The sequence below is a fragment of the Microbacterium sp. NPDC055502 genome, assembly GCF_053643635.1.
Genome location: NZ_JBSHKJ010000001.1, coordinates 837049 through 857119 on the forward strand (window position 1 = coordinate 837049; position 20071 = coordinate 857119).

Sequence of the window (20071 nt, forward strand, 5' to 3'; positions counted from 1 at the left end):
TCGCCGGTCGCGTTCTACCGGCCCCCGCTCGGCCTCCGCAGGATGCCACGGCGTCAGAGAGCCCACCTGATCGCTCGCTGATTATTCTCCGGACGGTCGCCCCCCTGACCCCTGACCCCTGACACACAGAAGCGCCGCACCCCCGAGGGGATGCGGCGCTCCGGTGTCACGGTGTCACTCGGCGGCGGCGATCTTCTTCGCGTCGTCGGTGTTGAGCACGCGGAACAGGACCGCGGCGATGATCGCGCCGACGGCCGGGGCCACGATGTAGAGCCACAGCGAGCTCCACGCGAAGTGGCCGCTGACCGAGAGGCCGAGGGCCACGGCGGGGTTGAAGCCGCCGCCCGAGATGGAGCCGACGGTCGCGGCGCCGATGAACACGGTGGCGCCGATCGCGAGGCCGTAGAACGAGTTGCCCGCGGTGTCCTTCGACGTGGCGGAGTTCAGCACGACCCACACGAGGATGAGCGTGAACAGCGCCTCGACCAGGAACGCCGGGCCGACCTCGATCACCATGGCCTTGTCGCCCGCGGGCCAGACGGCGAGCGCGGCGAGGGCGGCGAGCGCGCCACCCACGAACTGGGCGATCAGGTAGGCGATGAAGTCGGCGACGCTCAGGCCGCCGCGGAGGAAGACGCCGAGCGAGACGGCGGGGTTCAGGTGAGCGCCGGAGATGTGGCCCGTGGAGTACACGAGCACCATCAGTGTGAAGCCGATCGCGAGCGGCGTCAGCGGGCTGCCGCTGTTGATGGCCGCGATGATCGCGAGGACGAAGAGGAAGGTGGCGATCGCTTCGGCGATGGCCTTCCGCGGTGTACCGGTCATGAGTGTGCCCTTTTCTGTGGAACCGAAGGCGGCCACCCCGTCCGCTCGGCAATTCGTAGCCGACGACCCGCCTTGCGGCACTGAGGATAGCGGCCGCGGTGGGCCGGGAGGCGGAGCCGCGCGGTCTTTTCTGGGAAAACGCTGGACGGGGCGCTGTCGCACCTGAGGACGGTGCAAGGCCGAAGGCTTCGCGCATGTTCCGCACCCCTGTCAAGCCCGTCGCCCGTCGCCGCCCGCACCCCTAGCGTGCGAGCATGACCTCCCAGACTGCGCCCGCGACCGAGGCGCCCACCAAGCTGCGGCGCGCCATCACCGGGCCCCTGCTCTACGCCTTCATCCTCGGCGACGTGCTGGGCGCGGGCATCTACGCGCTCATGGGCGTGCTGTCGGGCAAGGTCGGCGGCCTGCTGTGGGCACCCCTGGTGCTGGCGCTGCTGCTCGCGCTGCTCACGGCGGGCTCCTACGCCGAGCTCGTCACGAAGTACCCGCGCGCGGGCGGCGCCGCGGTGTTCGCGGAGCGTGCCTTCCACAGCCCGCTGGTGTCGTTCCTGGTGGGCTTCAGCATGCTCGCGGCCGGGGTGACCAGTGCCGCCGGGCTCGCGATCGCCTTCGCCGGCGACTACCTCAGCACCTTCGTCGACCTGCCGACCATCCCCGTCGCGATCGCCTTCCTCGCACTCGTCGGCCTGCTGAACGCCCGGGGGATCCGCGAGTCGATGGGCGCGAACCTCGTGATGACCGCGATCGAGCTCAGCGGTCTGGTGATCGTGATCGTCGTCGTCGCGATCTTCGTGGGCGGCGGCGGTGGCGACGTGTCGCGCGCGATGGCCGCGCCCGAGGGGTCGAACGTGGCGATCGCCGTGCTCTCCGGAGCCGTGATCGCGTACTACTCGTTCGTCGGGTTCGAGACCTCGGCGAACATGATCGAAGAGGTGAAGGACCCGCGCCGCACGTACCCGCGGGCGCTCTTCGCCGCCCTGATCACCGCCGGCGTCGTGTACGTGCTCGTGGGGCTCGCGAGCGCGATCGCCCTCCCGTCGTCCGAACTGCAGGAGTCCAGCGGCCCGCTGCTCGCCGTGGTGGAGGCCACCGGGGTGAACGTGCCGTCGTGGCTGTTCAGCCTCATCGCCCTCATCGCCGTGGCCAACGGCGCCCTGTTGACCATGATCATGGTCAGCCGCCTCACGTACGGCATGGCCGAGCAGAACCTGTTGCCGTCCGTGCTCGGACGCGTGCTGCCGAAGCGGAAGACCCCGTGGGTCGCGATCCTCACCACGACCCTCGTCGCGATGGGCCTCACGCTCGTCGGCGACCTGGCCACTCTGGCCGAGACCGTGGTGCTGCTGCTGCTCGTCGTGTTCCTCAGCGTGAACGTGTCGGTGCTGGTGCTGCGGCGCGACCGCGTGGAGCACGACCACTTCCGCGTGTGGACCTTCGTGCCGGTGCTGGGCGTCGGGTCGTGCATCCTGCTGCTCACCCAGCAGCGTGCGCAGGTGTGGCTGTTCGGCGCGATCCTGCTCGCGGTGGGCGGGGTGCTGTACGCCGTGGCACGCTGGACGCGTTCCCGTTCGACGACCGACGACCAGAAGGAGCATCATGAGCACGCCTGACCACGACCGCACCGGCGACGACCGCGAGAGCTTCGAGGAGAACCGGCACGACCAGCTCACCTCGGCTCCCGATGCGACCGAGGCCGACGCCGCCCCCCGCATCGACGTGAGCGAGCACGACGGCACCACGCGCGTCGACATCCGCGACGACGCCGAAGTGCGCCCGGGCCCCGGCCCCGGCATGCCCGAGGCCGACGGCGAGGACTGACCCCGCACGCACGAACGCCCGCTCTCCTCCCCCGGGAGCGGGCGTTCGCGTGTGCGCCGCGATCAGAACAGCGTGTAGCCGCCGTCGACCACGAGCACGGTGCCCGACATGAAGCTCGCCGCGTCGGAGGCGAGGAACACGACGGACGGGCTGACCTCACTCGGCGTGGCGTAGCGCTGCTGAGCCGAGTCCTCGATCCAGAAGCGGCGGAAGCGCGGCTCGTCCACCGGCGACATGTCGGTCTTGATGTATCCGGGCGCGACGGCGTTGACCCGCACGCCGGACGGGGCCCACTCGGCCGCGAGCGACTTGGTGAGGTGGTGCACCGCGGCCTTGGAGGCGTTGTACGCCGGCTGGAACTGCGGACGGTTCACGATCTGCGCCGAGATCGAGCCCACGTTCACGATCGACCCGGAGCCGCGGGCGACCATGTGCGCGCCGACGGTCTGCGACATCCGCCACAGGGCCGTGAGGTTCGTGTCGATCACGTGCGACCACTCGTCGTCGGTCACCTCGAGCGCCGGACGGTGGATGCACGCCCCGGCGTTGTTGATGAGGATGTCGAGGCGTCCGCCCGCGGCGTCGATGGCCTCGGCGGCGATGCGGTCGACCGACGCACGGTCGGTCAGGTCGCCCAGCACCACCCAGGCCCGCCGCCCCACGGCCTCGATCTCCGCCGCGGTCTCGCGTGCCGCCGCTTCGTCGCGGCCGTGCACGACCACGTCGGCTCCGGCCTCGGCGAGCGCGCGGGCGAACTCCCGTCCGAGGCCGCGCGTGGCGCCGGTGACGAGGGCGGTGCGGTCGGTGAGGGCGAATGTGTCCATGACGCTCATGCGTCGTCTCCTTCGGTCGGGGTGAGGATCGCGTCGGCCCGGTGGCGGGTCGCGCGGATGAGGTCGGCGTTGGGGCCGTCGACGTGGGTCGCCCAGGCGACGGCGTCGTCGTGGGAGCGGCCGTGGGCCTCGTGACGGGCGACGAGGCGGCGCACGCGCAGTCCGTCGGGCACGTCGAGGTACCAGACCTCGTCGAGCAGCGGGCGCACGCGCTCCCAACCGCCCGCGTCGTGCAGCAGGTAGTTGCCCTCGACCACGATCACGCGGTCGGAGGCGGAGAGCGGGAGGGCGCCGGCGACCGCGGCGTCGAGGTCGCGGTCGAAACGCGGGGCGAGCACGGCCTCGCCCGCGCGGAGTCGGGTGAGCAGGGCGGCGAAGCCGTGCACGTCGAAGGTCTCCGGGGCGCCCTTGCGGTCGCGCAGTCCGAGACGGTCGAGGTGCTCGTTGGCGAGGTGGAACCCGTCCATCGGCAGCACCGGTTCCCCCAGGGCGGCGGCGAGCGTGGACTTGCCGGCGCCGGGCGGCCCGACGACGCCGAGCAGGAACGGACGTGCGTCGCGGGAGAGCTCGCGCACCCGGACGGGAGCGTCGGCGGCGGTCAGTGCGCGCATCGGGGTCTTTCGGGGAGGGGACGGGCGGGGGCACGGGCCGGGGGAACGGGCGGTCGCCCGCTCCCCCGACGCGGTGTCACTGGTCCAGCAGACCGGCCTCCTTGTACAGGTCGATGTACTCCTGCACGTTGTCCTTCGTGATCAGCGGGTTGCCGATGTCGACGTTGACCTCGTCCTCGGCGCCCGTGAGCAGGTCGTGCACGGCCTTGAGGTTCAGCTGCGCCAGCTCGCGGGCGTTCTGCAGCGAGGTCGCCGTCATGGTCCCCGCCTCGATGAGCAGCGTGGCCTCGGGGGTGCCGTCCACGCCGAACGCGAGGATGCCGTCGAAGCCGCTCTTGCCCTTCACGGCCTCGAGCGCACCCGACGCCATGTTGTCGTTCATCGAGATGATCGCGTCGATCTGCGGGTTCGCGAGCGACCAGTCCTCCATGAGGGTCATGGCCTCGTCCTTGTTCCAGTTCGCGATGTCCTCCGCGACGATGTTCACGTCGCTGCGCTTCTCGAAGAACTCCTTCTGCCACGCGTCACGGCGGGCCGTGCTGTGGAAGTTGCCCGCCGGGCCGTTCAGCACCACGACGTTGGCTCCGTCGGGGATCTGCTCGACCGCGAGCTCGGCGACCACGGCGCCCTGCTTGTACGGGTCGGCGTCGACCGAGTTGCCGCCGCTCAGGCCTTCGACGCGCGGGTTCGTGGTGATGGTCACGATGCCCGCGTCGATGGACTGCTGGATGTACGGCAGCTGCGCGTCGGCGTTGTTCGCCTGGATGATGATCGCGTCGAACCGGTTGGCGATCGCGTTCTCGATCATCTTGTTCTCGATCTCGTCGTCGGCCTGGCCGTCGAACACCTCGAGAGTGATGTCGTCGTAGTTGCCGGCTTCCTGCTTCATCTCGTTCGCGAGCCACGCGGCGAACGAGTCGGCCTGGGCGCGGGCGATGTACGCGACGCGGTACTCGTCCTTGTCCTCGGAGGCGCCTCCGCCGCCGTTCCCGGCCGGGTTCCCGGTGGTGACGGCGCAGCCGGCGAGGCTGATCGCCGCGGCGGCAGCGGCGCCGAGCGCGATGATCCTGCGGGTAAGACTCTTCATTGTCTTCTCCTGTTTTCTGTGGGTGGGTGAAGCGATGGACGGAGGGGTCAGGACGAGGTCCTGCCGCCTCCCGGATCGGATGCGGACGAGGAGGCTCCGACGGGGAAGGGGTCGCCCTTCGCGTCGGACTTGAGGATGGTGGTCTTCGCCTTGCCGCGCTTGCTGAAGACGTCGTAGGCGACGGCGACGACGATGATGGCGCCCATCACGATCTGCTGGATGTACGAGCCGATCCCGATGAGGTTCATGATGTTGCCGAGGATGCCGACGATCAGCGCGCCCGCGAGGGTGCCCATGACCGTGCCGACGCCGCCCGAGAAGCTGGTGCCGCCGATGATCGGGGCGGTGATGGCCTGCAGCTCGTAGCCGACGCCCGCGTTGGGGAGCCCGGCGTTGACGCGCGACATGAAGATCACGCCCGCGATGCCGACCAGGGCGCCGTTGACGAGGAACGCCTGGTACTTCACCCGCTCGACCGAGATCCCGGCAGCGCGAGCCGCCTCCTCGTTGCCGCCGACCGCGTAGACGGAGCGGCCGTAGCGCGTCTGGTTCATCAGGTACCAGATCACGATGGTGACGCCGATGAGCACCAGCACCGGGATGGGCAGCCAGCCGAGGTTGCCCTGGCCGATGAGGATGAAGTCGCCCAGCTGCAGCACGTTCTGCCCCTGCGTGAGTTCGAGCACCGCGCCGCGCGCCATCAGCATCATGCCGAGGGTCACGATGAACGCGGGGGTCTTCAGCGTCGCCACGAGGAACGCGTTGACGAGGTTGCAGAGCATGCCGATGAGGATGCCGGCGAGGATCGCGAGCAGCAGGTTGCCCGTCGACTTGTAGACCAGCACCGACACGACGCCCGCGAACGCCATGACGGCACCGGCCGACAGGTCGATCATGCCGCCGATGATGAGCGTCATCGCGCCGAACGCGAGGATCGTGATCACGGCGACCTGGCGGAGCACGTTGAAGATGTTGTCGGAGCTCAGGAAGTTCGGGCTCAGGAAGCTCGCCGCGACGATCACCACCAGCAGGATGATGTAGATCGAGAAGCGGTTCACCTCGAGTCTCTTCAGGTTCTGGAGCATTGTCATGCCACCTCGATTTCATTCATGGCGTAGGTGAGGATGGTTTCCTGCGAGAACTGATCGGGCGTCAGCTCCGCGGTGAGGCGTCCGGCCGACATCACGTAGATGCGGTCGCACATCCCGATGAGCTCGGGCAGCTCGGAGGAGATCATGAGGATGCCGCGGCCCTGGCGGGCGAGCTCGGTCATGATCTTGTAGATCTCGAACTTGGCGCCGACGTCGATGCCGCGGGTGGGCTCGTCGAGCAGCAGCACCTTCGGGTCGGCGATCAGCCAGCGGGCGAGGAGCACCTTCTGCTGGTTGCCGCCGCTGAGGTTCGCGATGCGCGTCTGCAGGCTGGGCGCCTTGACGTTCATCTTCTGGAAGTACTCGGTGACGAGCTTCTCCTCCTCGCGGCGCCGCGCGAAGCCCCCGCGGATGACCTTGCGCAGGCTCGCCAGCGTGGCGTTCTTCATGATGCTCAGCTGCGGGACGATGCCGACCAGGCGGCGGTCCTCCGAGAGCATCGCGACGCCGGCCTTGATCGCGTGGGTGGGGTTCTTGATCTTCACGGTCTTCGTGTCGACCTCGATCTCGCCCGCGTCGAGCTTGTCGAGCCCGAACACCGCACGGATGACCTCGCTGCGTCCGGCGCCGATGAGCCCCGCGAGCCCGACGATCTCGCCCGCGCGGATGTGCAGGTCGATGTCCTCGAACATGTGCGCGGCGGAGAGCCCGGTGGCGCGGAACACGGTGTCGCCGATCTCGACCCGCTCCTTGGGGTAGGACTGGTGGTCGAGGTCGCGGCCCACCATCTGCGCGATCACCTGACTGGAGGTGATGTCCGCGGCGGGCTGCGAGCTGACGACGGTGCCGTCGCGCAGCACGCTGATGTCGTCGGCGAGCTCGAAGACCTCGTCCATCTTGTGCGAGATGTAGATGATCGACTTGCCCTGGGCGCGCAGGTCGCGGATCTTCGCGAACAGCGACTCGACCTCCTTGTGCGCGATGGCCGAGGTCGGCTCGTCCATGATCAGCACGTCGGCGCTGTGGTAGACCGCGCGCAGGATCTCCAGGGTCTGGATCTCCGACACGGTGAGGGTGCCCAGGCGCCGGTTGATCGAGAAGTCCAGGCCCTCCTCGGCGAGGATGCGGCGGGCCTCGCTGCGGATGAACCGCCAGTCGACCTTGCCGTACTTCATCGGCAGCCGGCCGAGGAAGAAGCTCTCCGCGATCGTCATGCCCGGCACGTAGTTGAGCTCCTGCGAGATCATCGCGATGCCGCGGGCGCGGGCGTCGATGGGGTTCTTGATCCGCACCTCCTCGCCGCGCACCCGGATCGTCCCGGCGTCGGGCTGGTAGATGCCGTTGATGATCTTCATGAGCGTCGACTTGCCGGCGCCGTTCTCGCCGCACAGGGCGTGCACGGTGCCGGGGCGCACGTCGAAGGAGACGTCGTCGAGGGCCTTCACCCCGGGGAACGACTTCGACACCCCCTCGACCGACAGCAGCGTCTCGCTCATGACGCCGCCTTGACCGACGGCTCGTCCACGCGCCGGGTGCGGGGCAGGACGATGCGCTTGAGCGAGTCGACCGACCCCTCGCCCGACAGCGCCTCCTCGACCTGCTCGATGCCGTACACGTGGGTGACGAGCGAGTCGAGCTCGACCTGGCCGGACTCGAGCAGGGCGCGGGCGATGGGCCAGGTGCCGGTGTAGCGGAAGATGCCGGTGACGTTGAGCTCGCGCATCGCGACCTCGGGCACCGAGAGCGGGAACTCGTCGGCGCTGCCCACCAGCACCACGGTGCCGCCCGCGCGGGTGGAGCGGATGCCGTTGACGATCGCGGGGGTGGCGCCCGAGGCGTCGATGAAGACGTTCGCCGCCAGCTCGACGGTGGACTCCGCGGCGGGGTCGACCACGCGGGCGCCGTAGGAGGCGGCGAGCTCGCGGCGGGCCGGGTTGATGTCGGCGACCACGACGTCGACCGCGCCGAACGCCTTCGCGACCTGCGCGGCGATGATGCCGATGGGGCCGCCGCCGGCGATCAGCACGGTGTCGCCCACCTTGATGCCACCCTTCTGCGCGGCGGCGATGCCCACCGACAGCGGCTCCATGAGCGCGGCGGCGTTGTCGCTGATGGCGTCGGGCACCTCGTAGGCGAAGTCGTCCTGGATCAGCACGTAGTCGCAGAAGGCGCCGTCGATCGGCGGGGTGGCGTAGAACTCCATCTGCGGGCAGAGGTTGTAGTCGCCGGCGCGGCAGAAGTCGCACCGGCGGCACGGGCGCTGCGGCTCGATGGCGACGCGCTGCCCGACGCGGGCGGGGTCGACGTCGGCGCCGACCGCGACGATCCGGCCGCTCACCTCGTGGCCGAGGATCAGCGGGGTCTCGACGATGTAGGGTCCGATGCGTCCGTGCTCGTAGTAGTGCACGTCGGATCCGCAGACGCCGACGCTCGCGACCTCCACGAGCACCTCGTCTGCGGCGGGCGTGGGGACGGGGCGCTCCTCGAGCACCAGGTCCTTCACCCCCCGCAGCACGCTGGCGGTCATCGTGGACGGGATCTCAGACATGAGTGTCCTCTCTCTCGGGGGAAAGCGGGTGGGCCGCGGCCGGCTCGGCCTGCAGGTCGGCGAGGTGCAGGTAGCGGTCCCACACGTCGCTGCGGTCGGCGGCGGGCTCGGTCACCGAGGTGGTGGCGGGGCGCCAGGCCGCGGTCACGGCGGCGACCGTCTCGCCGCGGTGCACGGCGGCGGCCTGGATCGCGGCGCCGCGCGCGGTGCCCTCCGGCGCGTCGACGGTGTGCACGGGCCGCTGCGTGAGGTCGGCGATCACCTGCCGGTAGGCGAGCGAGCGGGCGCCGCCGCCGATCGCGATGGTGAGGCCCGTGGTGGGGATGCCGAGCGCCGCGAGGGCCCGCTCCCCGCGGACGAGTCCGAGCGCGACGCCCTCGAACGCGGCGAGGGCGAGCTGCTCGCGTCCGGTCGCGGTGGTGAGTCCGGCGAGCATGCCCCGGGCGGAGGGGAGCCGGGGCGAGCGCTCCCCGTCGAGGTAGGCGGCCAGCACGGGTCGCTCAGGGTCGAGCGGGGCGGCGAGGGCGAGGTCGGTGAGCTCGCGGTGGTCGACGCCGAGCAGCCGCGCGATCGTGTCGGTCACCTTGGTGGCGTTGAGCGTGCAGACGAGCGGCAGGTAGCCGCCGGTCACGTTGGCGACACCGTCGACGGCCCCGGTCACGTCGGCGACCGGGTCGGGCGTGGTCGCGAACACGACGCCCGAGGTGCCGAGGCTGTACGCCACGTCGCCCTCCCCGAGCCCGATGCCCTGGGCGGCGAGGTGCTGGTCGCCGCCACCCGCGCTGACCTGCGCGTCGCGGTCGATGCCGAGCGCGTCGGCCGCGGCGGGGAGGATGCGCCCGGCGGCCTCGTCCGGTCCGAGCACCTCGGGCAGCAGCGGCGCCCAGTCGCGCTCGCCCACCGCCTCGTCGAGGATGTCGGTGCGCCAGCGTCCCGTCGCGGCGGAGTAGTAGCCGGTGCCCGAGGCGTCGGAGCGGTCGGTCACGCGGCGCCCGGTGAGGCGGTACGTGAGCCAGTCGTGCGGCACGGAGAGGTGACGCGCGCGGGCGAGGGTCTCCGGCTCGGTCTCGGCCAGCAGCGCGAGCTTCGACACGGTGATGGCCGCCGACGGCACGATCCCGATCTGCTGCGCCCACCAGGCGGCGGGGTGACGCGCGAGCAGCGCCGCGGCCTGCGGGGCGGAGGTGGTGTCGTTCCACAGTCGCGCGGGGCGCAGGACGCGTCCGTCGGCATCCGACACGACGAGGCCGTGGCACTGCGCACCGACGCCGACCGCGACGATCCGCACGTCGGCGCCGCGGCGGGCCTCGGCCATCGCGGCGACCAGGGCCGCCCACCACGCCTCGGGGTCCTGCTCGCTGACGGGCGGGTGGGTCACGGGGTGGGGGGCGCGCCCGGTGGCGACGAGCGCCCCGGTGGCGGCGTCGCGCAGCTCGACCGTGCACGACTGGGTGGAGCTGTCGACTCCGGCGACCACGTCGATCATCGCGCGACCTCCTCGAGCGGCGGAACGGCGAGGCGGGAGGGGTCGGCGGGGAGGTCTTCGAGGCGTCCGACGGCGCCCGCGGGGTGCGTGGTCATGAACTCCGCCCACGTGTAGCCGCGACCGCGCATGAGCACCTCGGCGAGCGCGTCGCCCCACGCGGACTGCGCGATCGTGATGCCGGTGGCCACGATGCCGCCGATGTCGGCCGAGGGGTGCACGGCCACGGCGACGCTGTGGTCGGCGAGCCGCGCGAGGGGGGTGTCGTGGCTGCGGGTGAGGGCGATCACGCGGGCGCCGCGGCCGCGGGCGATGCGGGCGAGCTGCACGACCTCGTCGGAGGCGCCGCCGTTGGAGATCAGCAGCACGAGGTCGTCGGCGGTGATGGCGCCGGAGGCCCCGTGCAGCCCGTCCATCGGGGAGAACGGCAGCGACGGCGTGCCGGTGACGGACAGGATGTGCGCCATGCGCCGGGCGACCGTGCCGGAGGTGCCCGAGCCGCCGATGAACAGCTTGCCCGTGGCGGACAGGATCATCGAGGCCGCGGTGACCAGGGTGCCGTCGATCGTGTCGATCAGTGCGCGCACCGCCTCGGCCTCGGCCTGGAGCCGCCCGCGCGCTACCGCCAGGATGTCGTCATCGACGTTCAACACGTTCTCCCTCGATCGCGCCTCGCACATGCTGCGCTCATCTGTGATGCTTGGATGTACGTTTGAGCATAGGAACCGTCGCGAGCCGGAGGAAAGGCAGCCGTCACATATGTCACAGTTTCGTGATTTCAACGCTCAAATGAGCGATGCGACGAAGAGCGTGGATCAGGATCGCGCCCTCATGGCGGCCGTCGCCCGGGCGCACTACCTGGAGGACCGCTCCCGCGTCGACATCTCCGACGCCCTCGGCATCTCGCGCTTCAAGGTCGCCCGCCTGCTCAGCCGCGCCAAGGAGGAGGGCATCGTCACGATCGAGATCCACGACTGGGGTCTCCCCGACGTGGAGCTGAGCCAGCGCCTGCAGGACAAGCTCGGCCTGGAGCGCTGCCTCGTCGTGCGCTCACACGGAGACGACGATGACGTGCGCCGCCAGATCGGCGCCGCCGCCGCCCGCGCGCTCAGCGAGACGCTGCAGGAGGACGAGGTGCTCGGCGTCACCTGGGGTCGCACGCTCACCGCCACCGCGAGCCAGTTCGCGCACCTGCCGCGCCTGTCGATCGTGCAGCTCACCGGCGTCGTGGCGGGCGACCTCGCCTCCTCCCCGATCGAGGTGGTGCGACAGACCTCGCGTCGCGCGGGAGGCGCGGTGTACCCGATCTTCTCGCCGCTCATCGTGGACGACCGCGAGACCGCGATGAGCCTGCGCCGGCACCCCGACATCCGCTCGGCGATCGACCTTTTCCCCTCCGTCACCACGGCGCTGCTGTCGGTCGGAGCATGGGACCCGCCCGTGTCGCAGGTGCGCGACGTGCTGCCCATCGACGACCTCGCCAACGCGCTCAGCAAGGGGTGCGTCGCCGACATCGCCGGCATCCTCATCCGCAGCGACGGGACCCCCGTCGACACGGAGTTCCAGGACCGCTGCATCAACATCTCGTACGAGCAGCTCCAGAAAGTGCCGCGCGTGGTCGCCGTCGCGGGAGGAGCAGCGAAAGCCGACGCGATCCGCACGGTGTCGCGGGTGGGACTGATCAGCGAACTGTTCACCGACCACGCCCTCGCCCAGGCCGTGTTGGCGGACGACGAGTGATGCGGATCGCCGGGTCGCTGTGGTCCGTGGCCCCGGACGACCGCCTCGACACCGCACTGCGACTGCGCGACGCGGGCCTGGGCCGGCTGCACTGGGACACCACCGACGGACGGTTCGCCGCGGCCGGGGGCTTCACTCCGGACGCCGCCGCCGCGCTGGCCGCGCAGGCGGGCATGACGGCCGAGGCGCACGTGATGGCGCACCGCTCCGCGCGCGAGGTCGACGCGTGGGCCGACTTCTGCGACCTCGTGCTCGTGCACGTCGAGAGCGCCGACTGGAAGGATGCGGTCGCGCGGATCGAACGCCGGGGCGTGCGCGCCGGGCTCGCCGTCTCCCCGCAGACGCCCGCGACGGCCGTGCCGCTCGACCTGCCCGTGCTGTGCATGTCGATCGTGCCGGGGCAGGCCGGGAGCACGTTCGACGAGCGGGTGCTGGCGAAGCTCTCGGCCCTCCGCGATGCCGCGCCCGCACGACCCCTCGGCGTGGACGGCGGCGTGCGCCGTGAGCACGCGGAGGCCCTGGCCGTGGTCGGCGCCGACTGGGCCGTGGTCGGCACCGACCTCGTGTTCGACGGCACCGCGGCGTGGTCTGACCTGCTGCGGCCCGCCGCTGAGGCCTGAGCCGCGTGGGTCAGGCCGCGGGCGGCAGCTCGTGCCCGAGCGTGCGAGCGGCCTGACGCGCCATGCCCCAGGCGACGAACTCACCCGCGGGCGGTGCCGTCATCGGGATGTCGAGGATGAGCGGCGCGATCTCCCTGACCGCCGCCGACCGGGCGCCGCCGCCGATCAGGATGCCCCGCGCCGTCGGCACCCCGAGCGCGCGGATCGCGTCGAGGCCGTAGCGCAGGCCGCCCAGCACGCCCTCGAACGCGGAACGCGCCAGGTTCTCGCGCGTGGTGGCCGCGAGGGTCATGCCGAACAGGGTGCCCGTGGCGTCGGGCAGGTTCGGCGTGCGCTCCCCCTCGAAGTACGGCTCCAGCACCAGTCCCCCGGCACCCGGGTCGGCGGCGAGCGCGAGCCGCCCGAGCTCCTCGTGGTCCACCGCGAGCAGCGTGGCCAGCGTGTCGAGCACGCGTGCCGCGTTCACGGTCGCGACGAGAGGCAGGTGGCCCCCGGCCGCGTCGGCGAAGCCCGCGACCATGCCCGACGGGTCGATCGTGCGGTGGGCACTCGTGGCGAACACCGTGCCGCTCGTGCCGATCGACACCACCACGTCACCCACGGCCGCGCCGAGCCCCAGCGCCGCACCGGCGTTGTCGCCCGACCCCGGGCCGACGCGGCGCCCGTCCGCATCGGTCACGGCCGCGTCGTGCGCGAGCACACGGGGCAGGATCGCGTCGCGGCCGAGCGCGGCGCCGAACAGCTCGCGGTCGTAGCCCGCGTCCGTCCAGTACCCGGTGCCCGAGGCCTCGGAACGGTCGGTGATCAGCTCGTCGAGGTCGGCTCCGCGCGGCGCGTCCGGTCCGAAGCCGCGCAACCGCCAGGTGAGCCAGTCGTGGGGCAGGGCGACCGCTCGCACCTGCGCGGCGTGCTCCGGCTCGTGCTCGCGCAGCCACCGCACCTTGGTGAGCGTGAACGACGGCACGGGCACCAGGCCCGTGCGCTCGGCGAGGGCGGCGGCGCCGTGCTCCGCGATCAGGGCGGCCGCCGCGTCTGCCGAGCGCAGGTCGTTCCACAGCAGGGCCGGTCGCACGACCCGTCCCCGGCCTTCGAGCGCGACCATGCCGTGCTGCTGCCCGCTGATCGCCCAGGCCCGCACGTCGTCGAACCCGCCCGCCGCGGCGATCGCGGCCTGCAGCGCCCGCCACCACTCCTCCGGGTCGACCTCGGTGCCCGGCGGGTGCGGCGCACGCCCCTCGCGGATCACCCGACCGGAGAGGGCGTCGGCGATGACGACCTTGCAGGACTGGGTCGAGGAGTCGATTCCCGCCACGAGTTCCATCCTGCGATCATCCCACGGCGTCAGAGCCATCCCTTGTTCTTGAACGCCGCGTAGAGTCCGAGGCCCATCGCGACCATGAGCGCGAGCGCCATCGGATAGCCGAGCAGCCAGTGCAGCTCGGGCATGTGGTCGAAGTTCATGCCGTAGATCGTGCCGACCAGGGTCGGGGCGAACAGGATCGCCGCCCAGCCGGAGATCTTCTTCACCTCTTCGTTCTGCCGGATGCTGAGCTCGGTCATGCGCCGCATCTCCTCGTTCTGGCGGCGCGCGACGATGGTCGACTCGACCGTGAGCGCGTTGTCGAGCACGGTGCGGAACGTGGTCGCCCTGTCGCTCACGCGCAGGGTGTGGTCGAGCACGTCGCGCAGGTACCGCTGCAGCTCCTCGCTCACCCGGTCCTTGTCGGAACCGCGCAGGAGCGCCTCGAGCATGCCGACGAGCGGCTGGGTGGCACGCTGGAAGTCGATCACCTCGCGGCCCAGGTCGTAGATGCGCTGCGTGGCGTCCACATCCTCCTCGAAGAGCTGGCTCTCGATCTCGTCGATGTCGTTCTCGAGGCCGGCGAGCACGGGGGCGTACTCGTCGACCACCTCGTCGAGGATCGCGTACAGCACGGCCTCCGGCCCGTGGGAGAGCAGCGCGGGGTCGGCCTCGAGGCGGCGGCGCACCCGCGCCAGATCCGGGGCCTCCGCGTGGCGGATGGTCACCACGAAGTCCGGCCCGACGAGCACGTGCACCTCGCCGAACTCGACCTCCTCCAGGTCGTCGAGGTAGCGGGCGGGTCGCAGCACCATGAACAGCACGTCACCGTAGCGCTCGAGCTTGGAACGCTGGTGGCCGGACAGCGCGTCCTCCACCACGAGCTCGTGGAGGGCGAACTCGTCGGCCACGGCGCGGATCTCCTCCGGACTCGGCCGATACAGCCCGATCCAGCTCATGCCGCGTCGCTCGCGCATGCGCTCGAACGTCTCGCTGAGGGTCCGCGGGTTCTCCGTGCGGACGCCGTCCACGTAGATCGCGTTGTCGACGATCGCCACGACGACCCCTTCCGATCAGCCGGTGCTCACTCCTCCGCGGGCGCGACGCACGGGAGCGCGGCGTCCGTGGTGGCCTGGTGGTACTGCTCCGCGGTGAACGGCAGCCCGAAGTCGGGGGCGGTCTGCCCGGACGCGGCGGGAGCCTTCGACGCGATGGCCGCGAGCTCCCACGACAGCTGCTGGGCGAACAGCGCCCCGGCGGTGGAGTCGTTCAGCACCACGGCGACCGTGAACCCGGTGGCCGGGTCGGAGTAGGCGGCGGTCGCATAGCCGGGGGTCCAGCCGTGCTGGCCGACCATCGAGCCGACGAGGTAGGCACCGCCGGTGGCCTGGAACCACGACGCGGCCGTGTCGGACACGGGCAGCGGCGAGCCGAAGCGCGCGGGCTCCTCCTTCGTGCGCAGCGCCTGCGCGGCCTCCGCCTGGGCGTAGCGGCCGAGGTCGGTGATGGTCGACACGACGCCGGAGTCGGTGAAGCCGGAGCTCGACGAGAGCGTGGTGATGTCGACCGGGGCCGCGCAGTTGAAGCCGCCCTCGACAGCCGACATGTAGTGGCCGTTCATGGCGGGCTCGGGCACCGGCGGGGCGGCCTGCGGCGTGGGCAGCTCGGTCTGCGTGAGGCCGAGGGGCTCGGTGACGTACTCCGCGATGAGCTCGCGCGCGGTCATGCCGGTGGCGCGCTCGAGCGCGAGGCCGAGCAGCAGGTAGCCCGCGTCGGAGTCGCGGAAGGTCGTGTGCGGGGCCACCCTGGCGCGGCCGAGGCCGTAGCCGGCGAGCTCGAGCGGAGCCCACACGCGCTCGGGGGTGTTGATCCAGGCGGCCTTGGCGGTCTCCTCGGACGACCCGGCGCCGCTCGTGCCGTTGCAGAGGTCGAGCAGGGTCACGTCGGTCATGTCCGCGACGCCGGAGACGTAGGTGGGCACCTTCGCGTCGAGCTCCACGGTGCCCTCGTCGGCGAGCGCGTACAGCACGTCGCACGTCATGAGGCGCGTGACGTCGGCGATGCGGAACGACATGTCCGTCGTCAGCTCGGCTCCGCCCTCCTTGTCCTGCGTGCCGGCCGCCGCGACCCAGCTGCCGCTCCACGGCACCCAGACGCCGACGATGGCTCCGGACGCACCCGACGCGGTGAGCGCGTTGTCGACCGCGGTCTGCATCGCCGCGACGGTGTCGTCGGGCAGGGAGGCGTCGACCTGGTCGGGCGGCGTGTAGCTGAAGGAGTCCTCGGACGAACAACCGGTGAGGACGAGCCCGAGCACGACGGCCGTGGCCGCTGCGGCGCGCCACCGGCGCGACGAGAGAAGCTGCATGTGAAGGAACCCCCGAGGACGTATCTCCCGAGTCTAGAGCGAGGATGCTGGAAGTCCGCCTCGCGGGACCGCGCCGATCGCGGCCCGTAGGGTGTGAGGGTGCCCCACGACTTCGCTCCCGACGTGATCGCCGCCGTGCTCCGCCACATGAACGGCGACCACACCGACGACAACCTGCTGATCGCCCGCGCCTTCGCCGAGCCCGCCGACCAGGAGCCGACGGCGTCCGTCATGACCGGCTTCGACGGCGAGGCCGGCGTGTGGGAGGTCACCCGCGGCGGCTCCACCTCGACGCTGCGCGTGCCGTGGCCCGGCGGCCCGATCACGGAGCGCCCCGAGGTACGACGCGAGGTCGTGGCGCTGTACGACGCGGCGTGCGCGCGCCTGGGCGTCGAGCCGCGGCCGCACGACTGACTCCGCACCGACTCGGACTTCCGTCCAAGGTTAGGCTGCCCTTACACTGGGGCCATGCCCGAGATCCTCTCCTTCTCCGCCGCCCTCCGCGAGCGCTCCTCCGGGTCGCACTCGCGCAGCGAGACGGCCGGCTTCATGTCCGACCTGCTCAAGGGCGAGGGATCCCGCGAGGACTACATCGCGCTCGTCGCGCAGCACTACTTCATCTACGAGGCCCTCGAGAGCGCGGGCGACCGCATGCGCACCGACCCCGTCGCCTCCGTGTTCCTCAGCGACAAGCTCACCCGCCTCCCCGCGCTCGAGGCCGACCTCGAGTTCCTGCTCGGCGCGGACTGGCGCGACCGGATCACGCCGCTGCCCACCACGCAGCGCTACGTGGAGCGCATCCGCCAGGTGGGCGCGACCTGGGCCGGGGGCTTCGTCGCCCACCACTACACGCGCTACCTCGGCGACCTCTCCGGCGGCATCTTCATCGGCCGCGTCATGTCCCGCCGCTTCGGCTTCGAGACCAACGGCGTCGGCTTCTACCTGTTCGACGACATCGCCGATCCGTCCGCCTTCAAGGACGTGTACCGCGAACAGCTCGACGCCGCCCCGTGGGACGAGGCGGAGCGCGAGCGCGTGATCGACGAGGTGCTGCTCGCCTACCGGTTCAACACAGAGCTGTTCGAAGACCTCGACCGCGCCCGCGCCGCCGCTTGAGCGCCCTCACCTGTCCCTGAGCGAGCGCCCGCGAGACGAAGGGCGTCCACCGCGGTTCAGCCCGTGGGAAGCTCCGGCGTCGACGCCGCCAGCCACGCGTCGCGCATGAAGCGCCGTACGTCCTCGTCGACACGGATGTCGCTCGGCCGCAACGGTCGCGACAGGTACAGCCCGTCGAGCGAGGTCAGACGGCTCAGCGCCACATACGTCTGCCCCGGCGCGAACGCCCCGGAGCCGAGGTCGATGATCGCGCGGTCATAGGTCTTGCCCTGCGACTTGTGGATGGTCACGGCCCACGCGAGCCGCAGCGGGAACTGCGTGAACTCCGCCACCACGTCGCGGGACAGCTTCTTCGTGTTCGGGTCGTAGGCGTAGCGGAACCGTTCCCACACGGCCGGCTCGACCTCCACCTCCTCGCCGTCGATCTCCACCCGCACGGCCCCGCCGAGAATGCGGGTGACGGTGCCGATGGTGCCGTTGACCCAGCGCGGCGGCTCGCCCGACATGGCGGTGTCGTTGCGGAGGAACATCACCTGCGCGCCGACCTTGAGCTTGAGCTCCGACTCGGCAGGCAGGGCGGCCTCGCCGCGTCCGAAGTCGCCGTTGATCTCGGCGCGCGCGGTCTGCTCCTTGCCGGGGAGGGCGGCGAGGTGACGGCCGTTGATGCCGTTCACGATGTCGTTGCGCGTCGCGAGGGTGATCATCGGCACCTCGCCCGGCTCGGGGTCGGGCGGCGTGCGGGCACCCTGCGCGTTCAGCACCCCGGCGATCTCCGCGGTCACCCGGCCGTAGCGCACGGCGTTGAGCATCGCCTTGAACCCGTCGTCGGACTGCCGGTGGATCTGCACCAGCTCCCGCACGTGCAGCTCGGCCCTGGTGTCGACCTGGAACAGGCCCTCCTGGTCGGAGAGCCCGGAGCCGCCCGACCACACCTTCGCGTCGAAGAACCAGAAGGAGCGGTAGTGGTCCTTAACGTAGCGGGCCTCGTCGCCGCGCGGCGGGACCGGCGCGAGCTGGTACGGGTCGCCGAACATCACCACCTGCACACCGCCGAACGGTTCGCCCCTGCGTCCGCGGGCCTGCCGCAGCGAGCGGTCGATCGCGTCCATGAGGTCGGCGTTGACCATCGAGATCTCATCGATCACGAGGGTCTCGATCGCATTCAGGATGCGCCGGGTGGCATCGTTCTGGTCGATGTCCGCGTCGCCGATCAGCCCGATCGGGAGCCGGAACAGCGAGTGGATCGTCTGCCCCTCGACGTTCAGCGCGGCGACGCCGGTGGGCGCGCAGATCGCGATCTGCTTCTTCGTGTTCCAGGCGAAGTGCTGCAGGAGCGTCGACTTGCCGGTGCCGGCGCGGCCGGTGATGAACACGTGCTCCCCGGTGTCCTCGATGAGGCGGAACAGCTCCTGCTGCTCCTCGGACAGGGCGGGAAGGGACACGGTTCTCTCAGGGCTGCAGGGGCGGACGGGGGCGCCCACCCATGCTACGTCGCGCCGGGAGCCGCGGGGCGCCGACGCTCGGCGTCCCCCCAGGACTCCCTCCTAGACTGACGCCATGGAGCGGGCCGGGAGGAGCACGCCCCGGCGTGCGCGCCTGGGCGTGGATCTGACCATGCTCGCCGTCGTCGGCGTGATGCTGTTCGCCGCGATCGGGGCGGGCGGCGCGACCCTCTACCAGCAGTTCTACGGCCCCTCGGCGTTCGTGGTCCGCTACCTCGACCTGCTCGCATCCGGCCGCGCGGCCGATGCGCTCCGGGTGCCCGGTGTCGCCATCGACCGCGAGACGCTCGAGAAGGCCGGCATCGACCCTCGCGCCTCGGAGGCGATGCTGCGGCGCTCCGCGCTCGGCCCCCTCACCGACATCGAGGTGAAGTCCGAACGGCCCTCCGGCGAGGGCACTGCCGTCACCGTCGGCTACACGGCCGGTGGCCATCACGGCACCACGACCTTCCAGGTGCAGCAGGACGGCTGGGCCGGCGTCACCCCCGACTGGCGGTTCACCACGAGCCCTCTCGCGGTGGTCCAGCTCACCGTGCGCGGCTCCGACCGCTTCGCCGTGAACGGGTTCGAGGTCGATCGTCGGCAGGTGTCCGTCGCGGGGGCCGAGGCCCAGCCGCTCGACCCCCTGCCGCTGCTCGTGTTCACCCCCGGCGTCTACTCCGTCACGGTCGACACCGCGATCTCGACGTCGTCCGGCCACGGGGTGCTCGCCGACAAGCCGCTCGCCGTCACGCCGCTCGACGTGCAGACCGAGCCGACTCCCGAGTTCGTGTCGGTGGTGCAGCAGCGCGTCGAGGAGTTCCTCACGCAGTGCACGACCCAGGAGGTGCTGCAGCCCACCGCGTGCCCGTTCGGCCTGCGCGTGACGAACCGCATCTCCGCGCCGCCCACCTGGTCGATCACGAGTCAGCCCCAGATCGCGGTCGTCCCCGCCGAGGACGGTCAGTGGCAGATCCCGCCGGCCGATGCGGTGGCCCACGTCGAGGTCGAGATCCAGTCGCTGTTCGACGGCTCGGTCGAGCCGGTGTCGGAAGACGTGCCGTTCCGCGTGAACGGCACCATCGCGATCCTCCCCGACGGCTCCGCGTCGATCAGGGTCGGCTCTCCCGACGAGCCCGCCGAGGACTGA

At 71.3% G+C, this 20071-nt stretch carries 20 protein-coding genes; 7 read left to right on the plus strand and 13 right to left on the minus strand.

Annotation, left to right across the window (positions count from 1 at the left end):
- Positions 1 to 174: 174 nt before the first annotated feature.
- A complete protein-coding gene (locus tag ACWH95_RS04170; protein WP_136037148.1) occupies positions 175 to 825 on the minus strand; it encodes an MIP/aquaporin family protein in 651 nt (216 codons plus the stop codon).
- 254 nt (positions 826 to 1079) lie between these two features.
- Here ACWH95_RS04170 and ACWH95_RS04175 point away from each other — a divergent pair, with 254 nt between their 5' ends.
- Together ACWH95_RS04175 and ACWH95_RS04180 are read left to right on the plus strand one after the other, a co-directional pair.
- Complete coding sequence (locus ACWH95_RS04175; protein WP_378822155.1) at positions 1080 to 2435, plus strand: APC family permease; 1356 nt, start codon at positions 1080 to 1082, stop codon at positions 2433 to 2435.
- A complete protein-coding gene (locus ACWH95_RS04180; RefSeq protein ID WP_136029719.1) occupies positions 2422 to 2643 on the plus strand; it encodes a multidrug transporter in 222 nt (73 codons plus the stop codon). The genes ACWH95_RS04175 and ACWH95_RS04180 overlap by 14 nt, the downstream gene beginning before the upstream one ends.
- A gap of 62 nt (positions 2644 to 2705) precedes the next feature.
- Here ACWH95_RS04180 and ACWH95_RS04185 read toward each other — a convergent pair whose 3' ends face one another.
- From ACWH95_RS04185 to ACWH95_RS04220, 8 genes are all read right to left on the minus strand, one after another.
- The gene (locus ACWH95_RS04185) at positions 2706 to 3476 is read right to left on the minus strand and encodes an SDR family NAD(P)-dependent oxidoreductase (protein ID WP_136037150.1); all 771 of its coding nucleotides are present in this window, start codon (positions 3474 to 3476) and stop codon (positions 2706 to 2708) included.
- Complete coding sequence (locus ACWH95_RS04190; RefSeq protein ID WP_136044351.1) at positions 3473 to 4087, minus strand: nucleoside/nucleotide kinase family protein; 615 nt, start codon at positions 4085 to 4087, stop codon at positions 3473 to 3475. Before ACWH95_RS04190 ends, ACWH95_RS04185 begins: the two co-directional genes overlap by 4 nt.
- A gap of 76 nt (positions 4088 to 4163) precedes the next feature.
- The gene (locus tag ACWH95_RS04195) at positions 4164 to 5174 is read right to left on the minus strand and encodes a sugar ABC transporter substrate-binding protein (RefSeq protein WP_136044352.1); all 1011 of its coding nucleotides are present in this window, start codon (positions 5172 to 5174) and stop codon (positions 4164 to 4166) included.
- 47 nt (positions 5175 to 5221) lie between these two features.
- The gene (locus tag ACWH95_RS04200) at positions 5222 to 6265 is read right to left on the minus strand and encodes an ABC transporter permease (protein ID WP_240744513.1); all 1044 of its coding nucleotides are present in this window, start codon (positions 6263 to 6265) and stop codon (positions 5222 to 5224) included.
- On the minus strand, positions 6262 to 7761 hold the full coding sequence (locus tag ACWH95_RS04205; RefSeq protein ID WP_136029713.1) for a sugar ABC transporter ATP-binding protein: 1500 nt from the start codon (positions 7759 to 7761) through the stop codon (positions 6262 to 6264). The genes ACWH95_RS04200 and ACWH95_RS04205 overlap by 4 nt, the downstream gene beginning before the upstream one ends.
- Entirely contained in the window at positions 7758 to 8813 is a 1056-nt protein-coding gene (locus tag ACWH95_RS04210) for an NAD(P)-dependent alcohol dehydrogenase (protein WP_454120243.1), read from the minus strand. Before ACWH95_RS04210 ends, ACWH95_RS04205 begins: the two co-directional genes overlap by 4 nt.
- Complete coding sequence (xylB, locus tag ACWH95_RS04215; RefSeq protein ID WP_366628149.1) at positions 8806 to 10299, minus strand: xylulokinase; 1494 nt, start codon at positions 10297 to 10299, stop codon at positions 8806 to 8808. Before xylB ends, ACWH95_RS04210 begins: the two co-directional genes overlap by 8 nt.
- The gene (locus ACWH95_RS04220) at positions 10296 to 10946 is read right to left on the minus strand and encodes an SIS domain-containing protein (RefSeq protein WP_454120244.1); all 651 of its coding nucleotides are present in this window, start codon (positions 10944 to 10946) and stop codon (positions 10296 to 10298) included. Before ACWH95_RS04220 ends, xylB begins: the two co-directional genes overlap by 4 nt.
- A gap of 139 nt (positions 10947 to 11085) precedes the next feature.
- On the opposite strand from ACWH95_RS04220, the gene ACWH95_RS04225 reads away from it, so the two are divergent.
- Entirely contained in the window at positions 11086 to 12036 is a 951-nt protein-coding gene (locus tag ACWH95_RS04225) for a sugar-binding transcriptional regulator (protein WP_168387142.1), read from the plus strand.
- Positions 12036 to 12656, plus strand: a complete 621-nt coding sequence (locus ACWH95_RS04230; RefSeq protein ID WP_454120245.1) for a hypothetical protein — start codon at positions 12036 to 12038, stop codon at positions 12654 to 12656. The genes ACWH95_RS04225 and ACWH95_RS04230 overlap by 1 nt, the downstream gene beginning before the upstream one ends.
- 10 nt (positions 12657 to 12666) lie before the next feature.
- Here ACWH95_RS04230 and ACWH95_RS04235 read toward each other — a convergent pair whose 3' ends face one another.
- From ACWH95_RS04235 to ACWH95_RS04245, 3 genes are read right to left on the minus strand one after another with little or no spacing between them, the layout of a single operon-like run.
- Positions 12667 to 13977: an FGGY family carbohydrate kinase gene (locus tag ACWH95_RS04235; protein ID WP_454120246.1), complete on the minus strand. Its 1311-nt coding sequence runs from the start codon at positions 13975 to 13977 to the stop codon at positions 12667 to 12669.
- 20 nt (positions 13978 to 13997) lie between these two features.
- Positions 13998 to 15014, minus strand: coding sequence for a magnesium/cobalt transporter CorA (gene corA / locus ACWH95_RS04240; protein WP_136044266.1), 1017 nt, complete (start codon positions 15012 to 15014; stop codon positions 13998 to 14000).
- 26 nt (positions 15015 to 15040) lie between these two features.
- A complete protein-coding gene (locus tag ACWH95_RS04245; protein ID WP_136029698.1) occupies positions 15041 to 16324 on the minus strand; it encodes a serine hydrolase domain-containing protein in 1284 nt (427 codons plus the stop codon).
- Positions 16325 to 16423: 99 nt separating this feature from the next.
- On the opposite strand from ACWH95_RS04245, the gene ACWH95_RS04250 reads away from it, so the two are divergent.
- Both ACWH95_RS04250 and ACWH95_RS04255 read left to right on the plus strand, forming a co-directional pair.
- A complete protein-coding gene (locus tag ACWH95_RS04250) occupies positions 16424 to 16738 on the plus strand; it encodes a DUF2470 domain-containing protein (protein ID WP_136044268.1) in 315 nt (104 codons plus the stop codon).
- Between the two features lie 54 nt (positions 16739 to 16792).
- Positions 16793 to 17440, plus strand: a complete 648-nt coding sequence (locus ACWH95_RS04255; RefSeq protein ID WP_240744512.1) for a biliverdin-producing heme oxygenase — start codon at positions 16793 to 16795, stop codon at positions 17438 to 17440.
- Positions 17441 to 17496: 56 nt separating this feature from the next.
- Here ACWH95_RS04255 and ACWH95_RS04260 read toward each other — a convergent pair whose 3' ends face one another.
- Positions 17497 to 18882, minus strand: a complete 1386-nt coding sequence (locus ACWH95_RS04260; RefSeq protein ID WP_136029696.1) for an ATP-dependent DNA helicase — start codon at positions 18880 to 18882, stop codon at positions 17497 to 17499.
- Between the two features lie 115 nt (positions 18883 to 18997).
- Between ACWH95_RS04260 and ACWH95_RS04265 the strand changes: the two genes are divergently transcribed.
- Entirely contained in the window at positions 18998 to 20071 is a 1074-nt protein-coding gene (locus ACWH95_RS04265) for a hypothetical protein (protein ID WP_136036975.1), read from the plus strand.

Bases quoted from the DNA above. Each gene is read 5' to 3' on its own strand.
- ACWH95_RS04170 (WP_136037148.1), bottom strand. From the start codon at position 825: ATGACCGGTACACCGCGGAAGGCCATCGCCGAAGCGATCGCCACCTTC.
- ACWH95_RS04175 (WP_378822155.1), top strand. From the start codon at position 1,080: ATGACCTCCCAGACTGCGCCCGCGACCGAGGCGCCCACCAAGCTGCGG.
- ACWH95_RS04180 (WP_136029719.1), top strand. From the start codon at position 2,422: ATGAGCACGCCTGACCACGACCGCACCGGCGACGACCGCGAGAGCTTC.
- ACWH95_RS04185 (WP_136037150.1), bottom strand. From the start codon at position 3,476: ATGAGCGTCATGGACACATTCGCCCTCACCGACCGCACCGCCCTCGTC.
- ACWH95_RS04190 (WP_136044351.1), bottom strand. From the start codon at position 4,087: ATGCGCGCACTGACCGCCGCCGACGCTCCCGTCCGGGTGCGCGAGCTC.
- ACWH95_RS04195 (WP_136044352.1), bottom strand. From the start codon at position 5,174: ATGAAGAGTCTTACCCGCAGGATCATCGCGCTCGGCGCCGCTGCCGCC.
- ACWH95_RS04200 (WP_240744513.1), bottom strand. From the start codon at position 6,265: ATGACAATGCTCCAGAACCTGAAGAGACTCGAGGTGAACCGCTTCTCG.
- ACWH95_RS04205 (WP_136029713.1), bottom strand. From the start codon at position 7,761: ATGAGCGAGACGCTGCTGTCGGTCGAGGGGGTGTCGAAGTCGTTCCCC.
- ACWH95_RS04210 (WP_454120243.1), bottom strand. From the start codon at position 8,813: ATGTCTGAGATCCCGTCCACGATGACCGCCAGCGTGCTGCGGGGGGTG.
- xylB (WP_366628149.1), bottom strand. From the start codon at position 10,299: ATGATCGACGTGGTCGCCGGAGTCGACAGCTCCACCCAGTCGTGCACG.
- ACWH95_RS04225 (WP_168387142.1), top strand. From the start codon at position 11,086: ATGAGCGATGCGACGAAGAGCGTGGATCAGGATCGCGCCCTCATGGCG.
- ACWH95_RS04230 (WP_454120245.1), top strand. From the start codon at position 12,036: ATGCGGATCGCCGGGTCGCTGTGGTCCGTGGCCCCGGACGACCGCCTC.
- ACWH95_RS04235 (WP_454120246.1), bottom strand. From the start codon at position 13,977: ATGGAACTCGTGGCGGGAATCGACTCCTCGACCCAGTCCTGCAAGGTC.
- ACWH95_RS04245 (WP_136029698.1), bottom strand. From the start codon at position 16,324: ATGCAGCTTCTCTCGTCGCGCCGGTGGCGCGCCGCAGCGGCCACGGCC.
- ACWH95_RS04255 (WP_240744512.1), top strand. From the start codon at position 16,793: ATGCCCGAGATCCTCTCCTTCTCCGCCGCCCTCCGCGAGCGCTCCTCC.
- ACWH95_RS04265 (WP_136036975.1), top strand. From the start codon at position 18,998: ATGGAGCGGGCCGGGAGGAGCACGCCCCGGCGTGCGCGCCTGGGCGTG.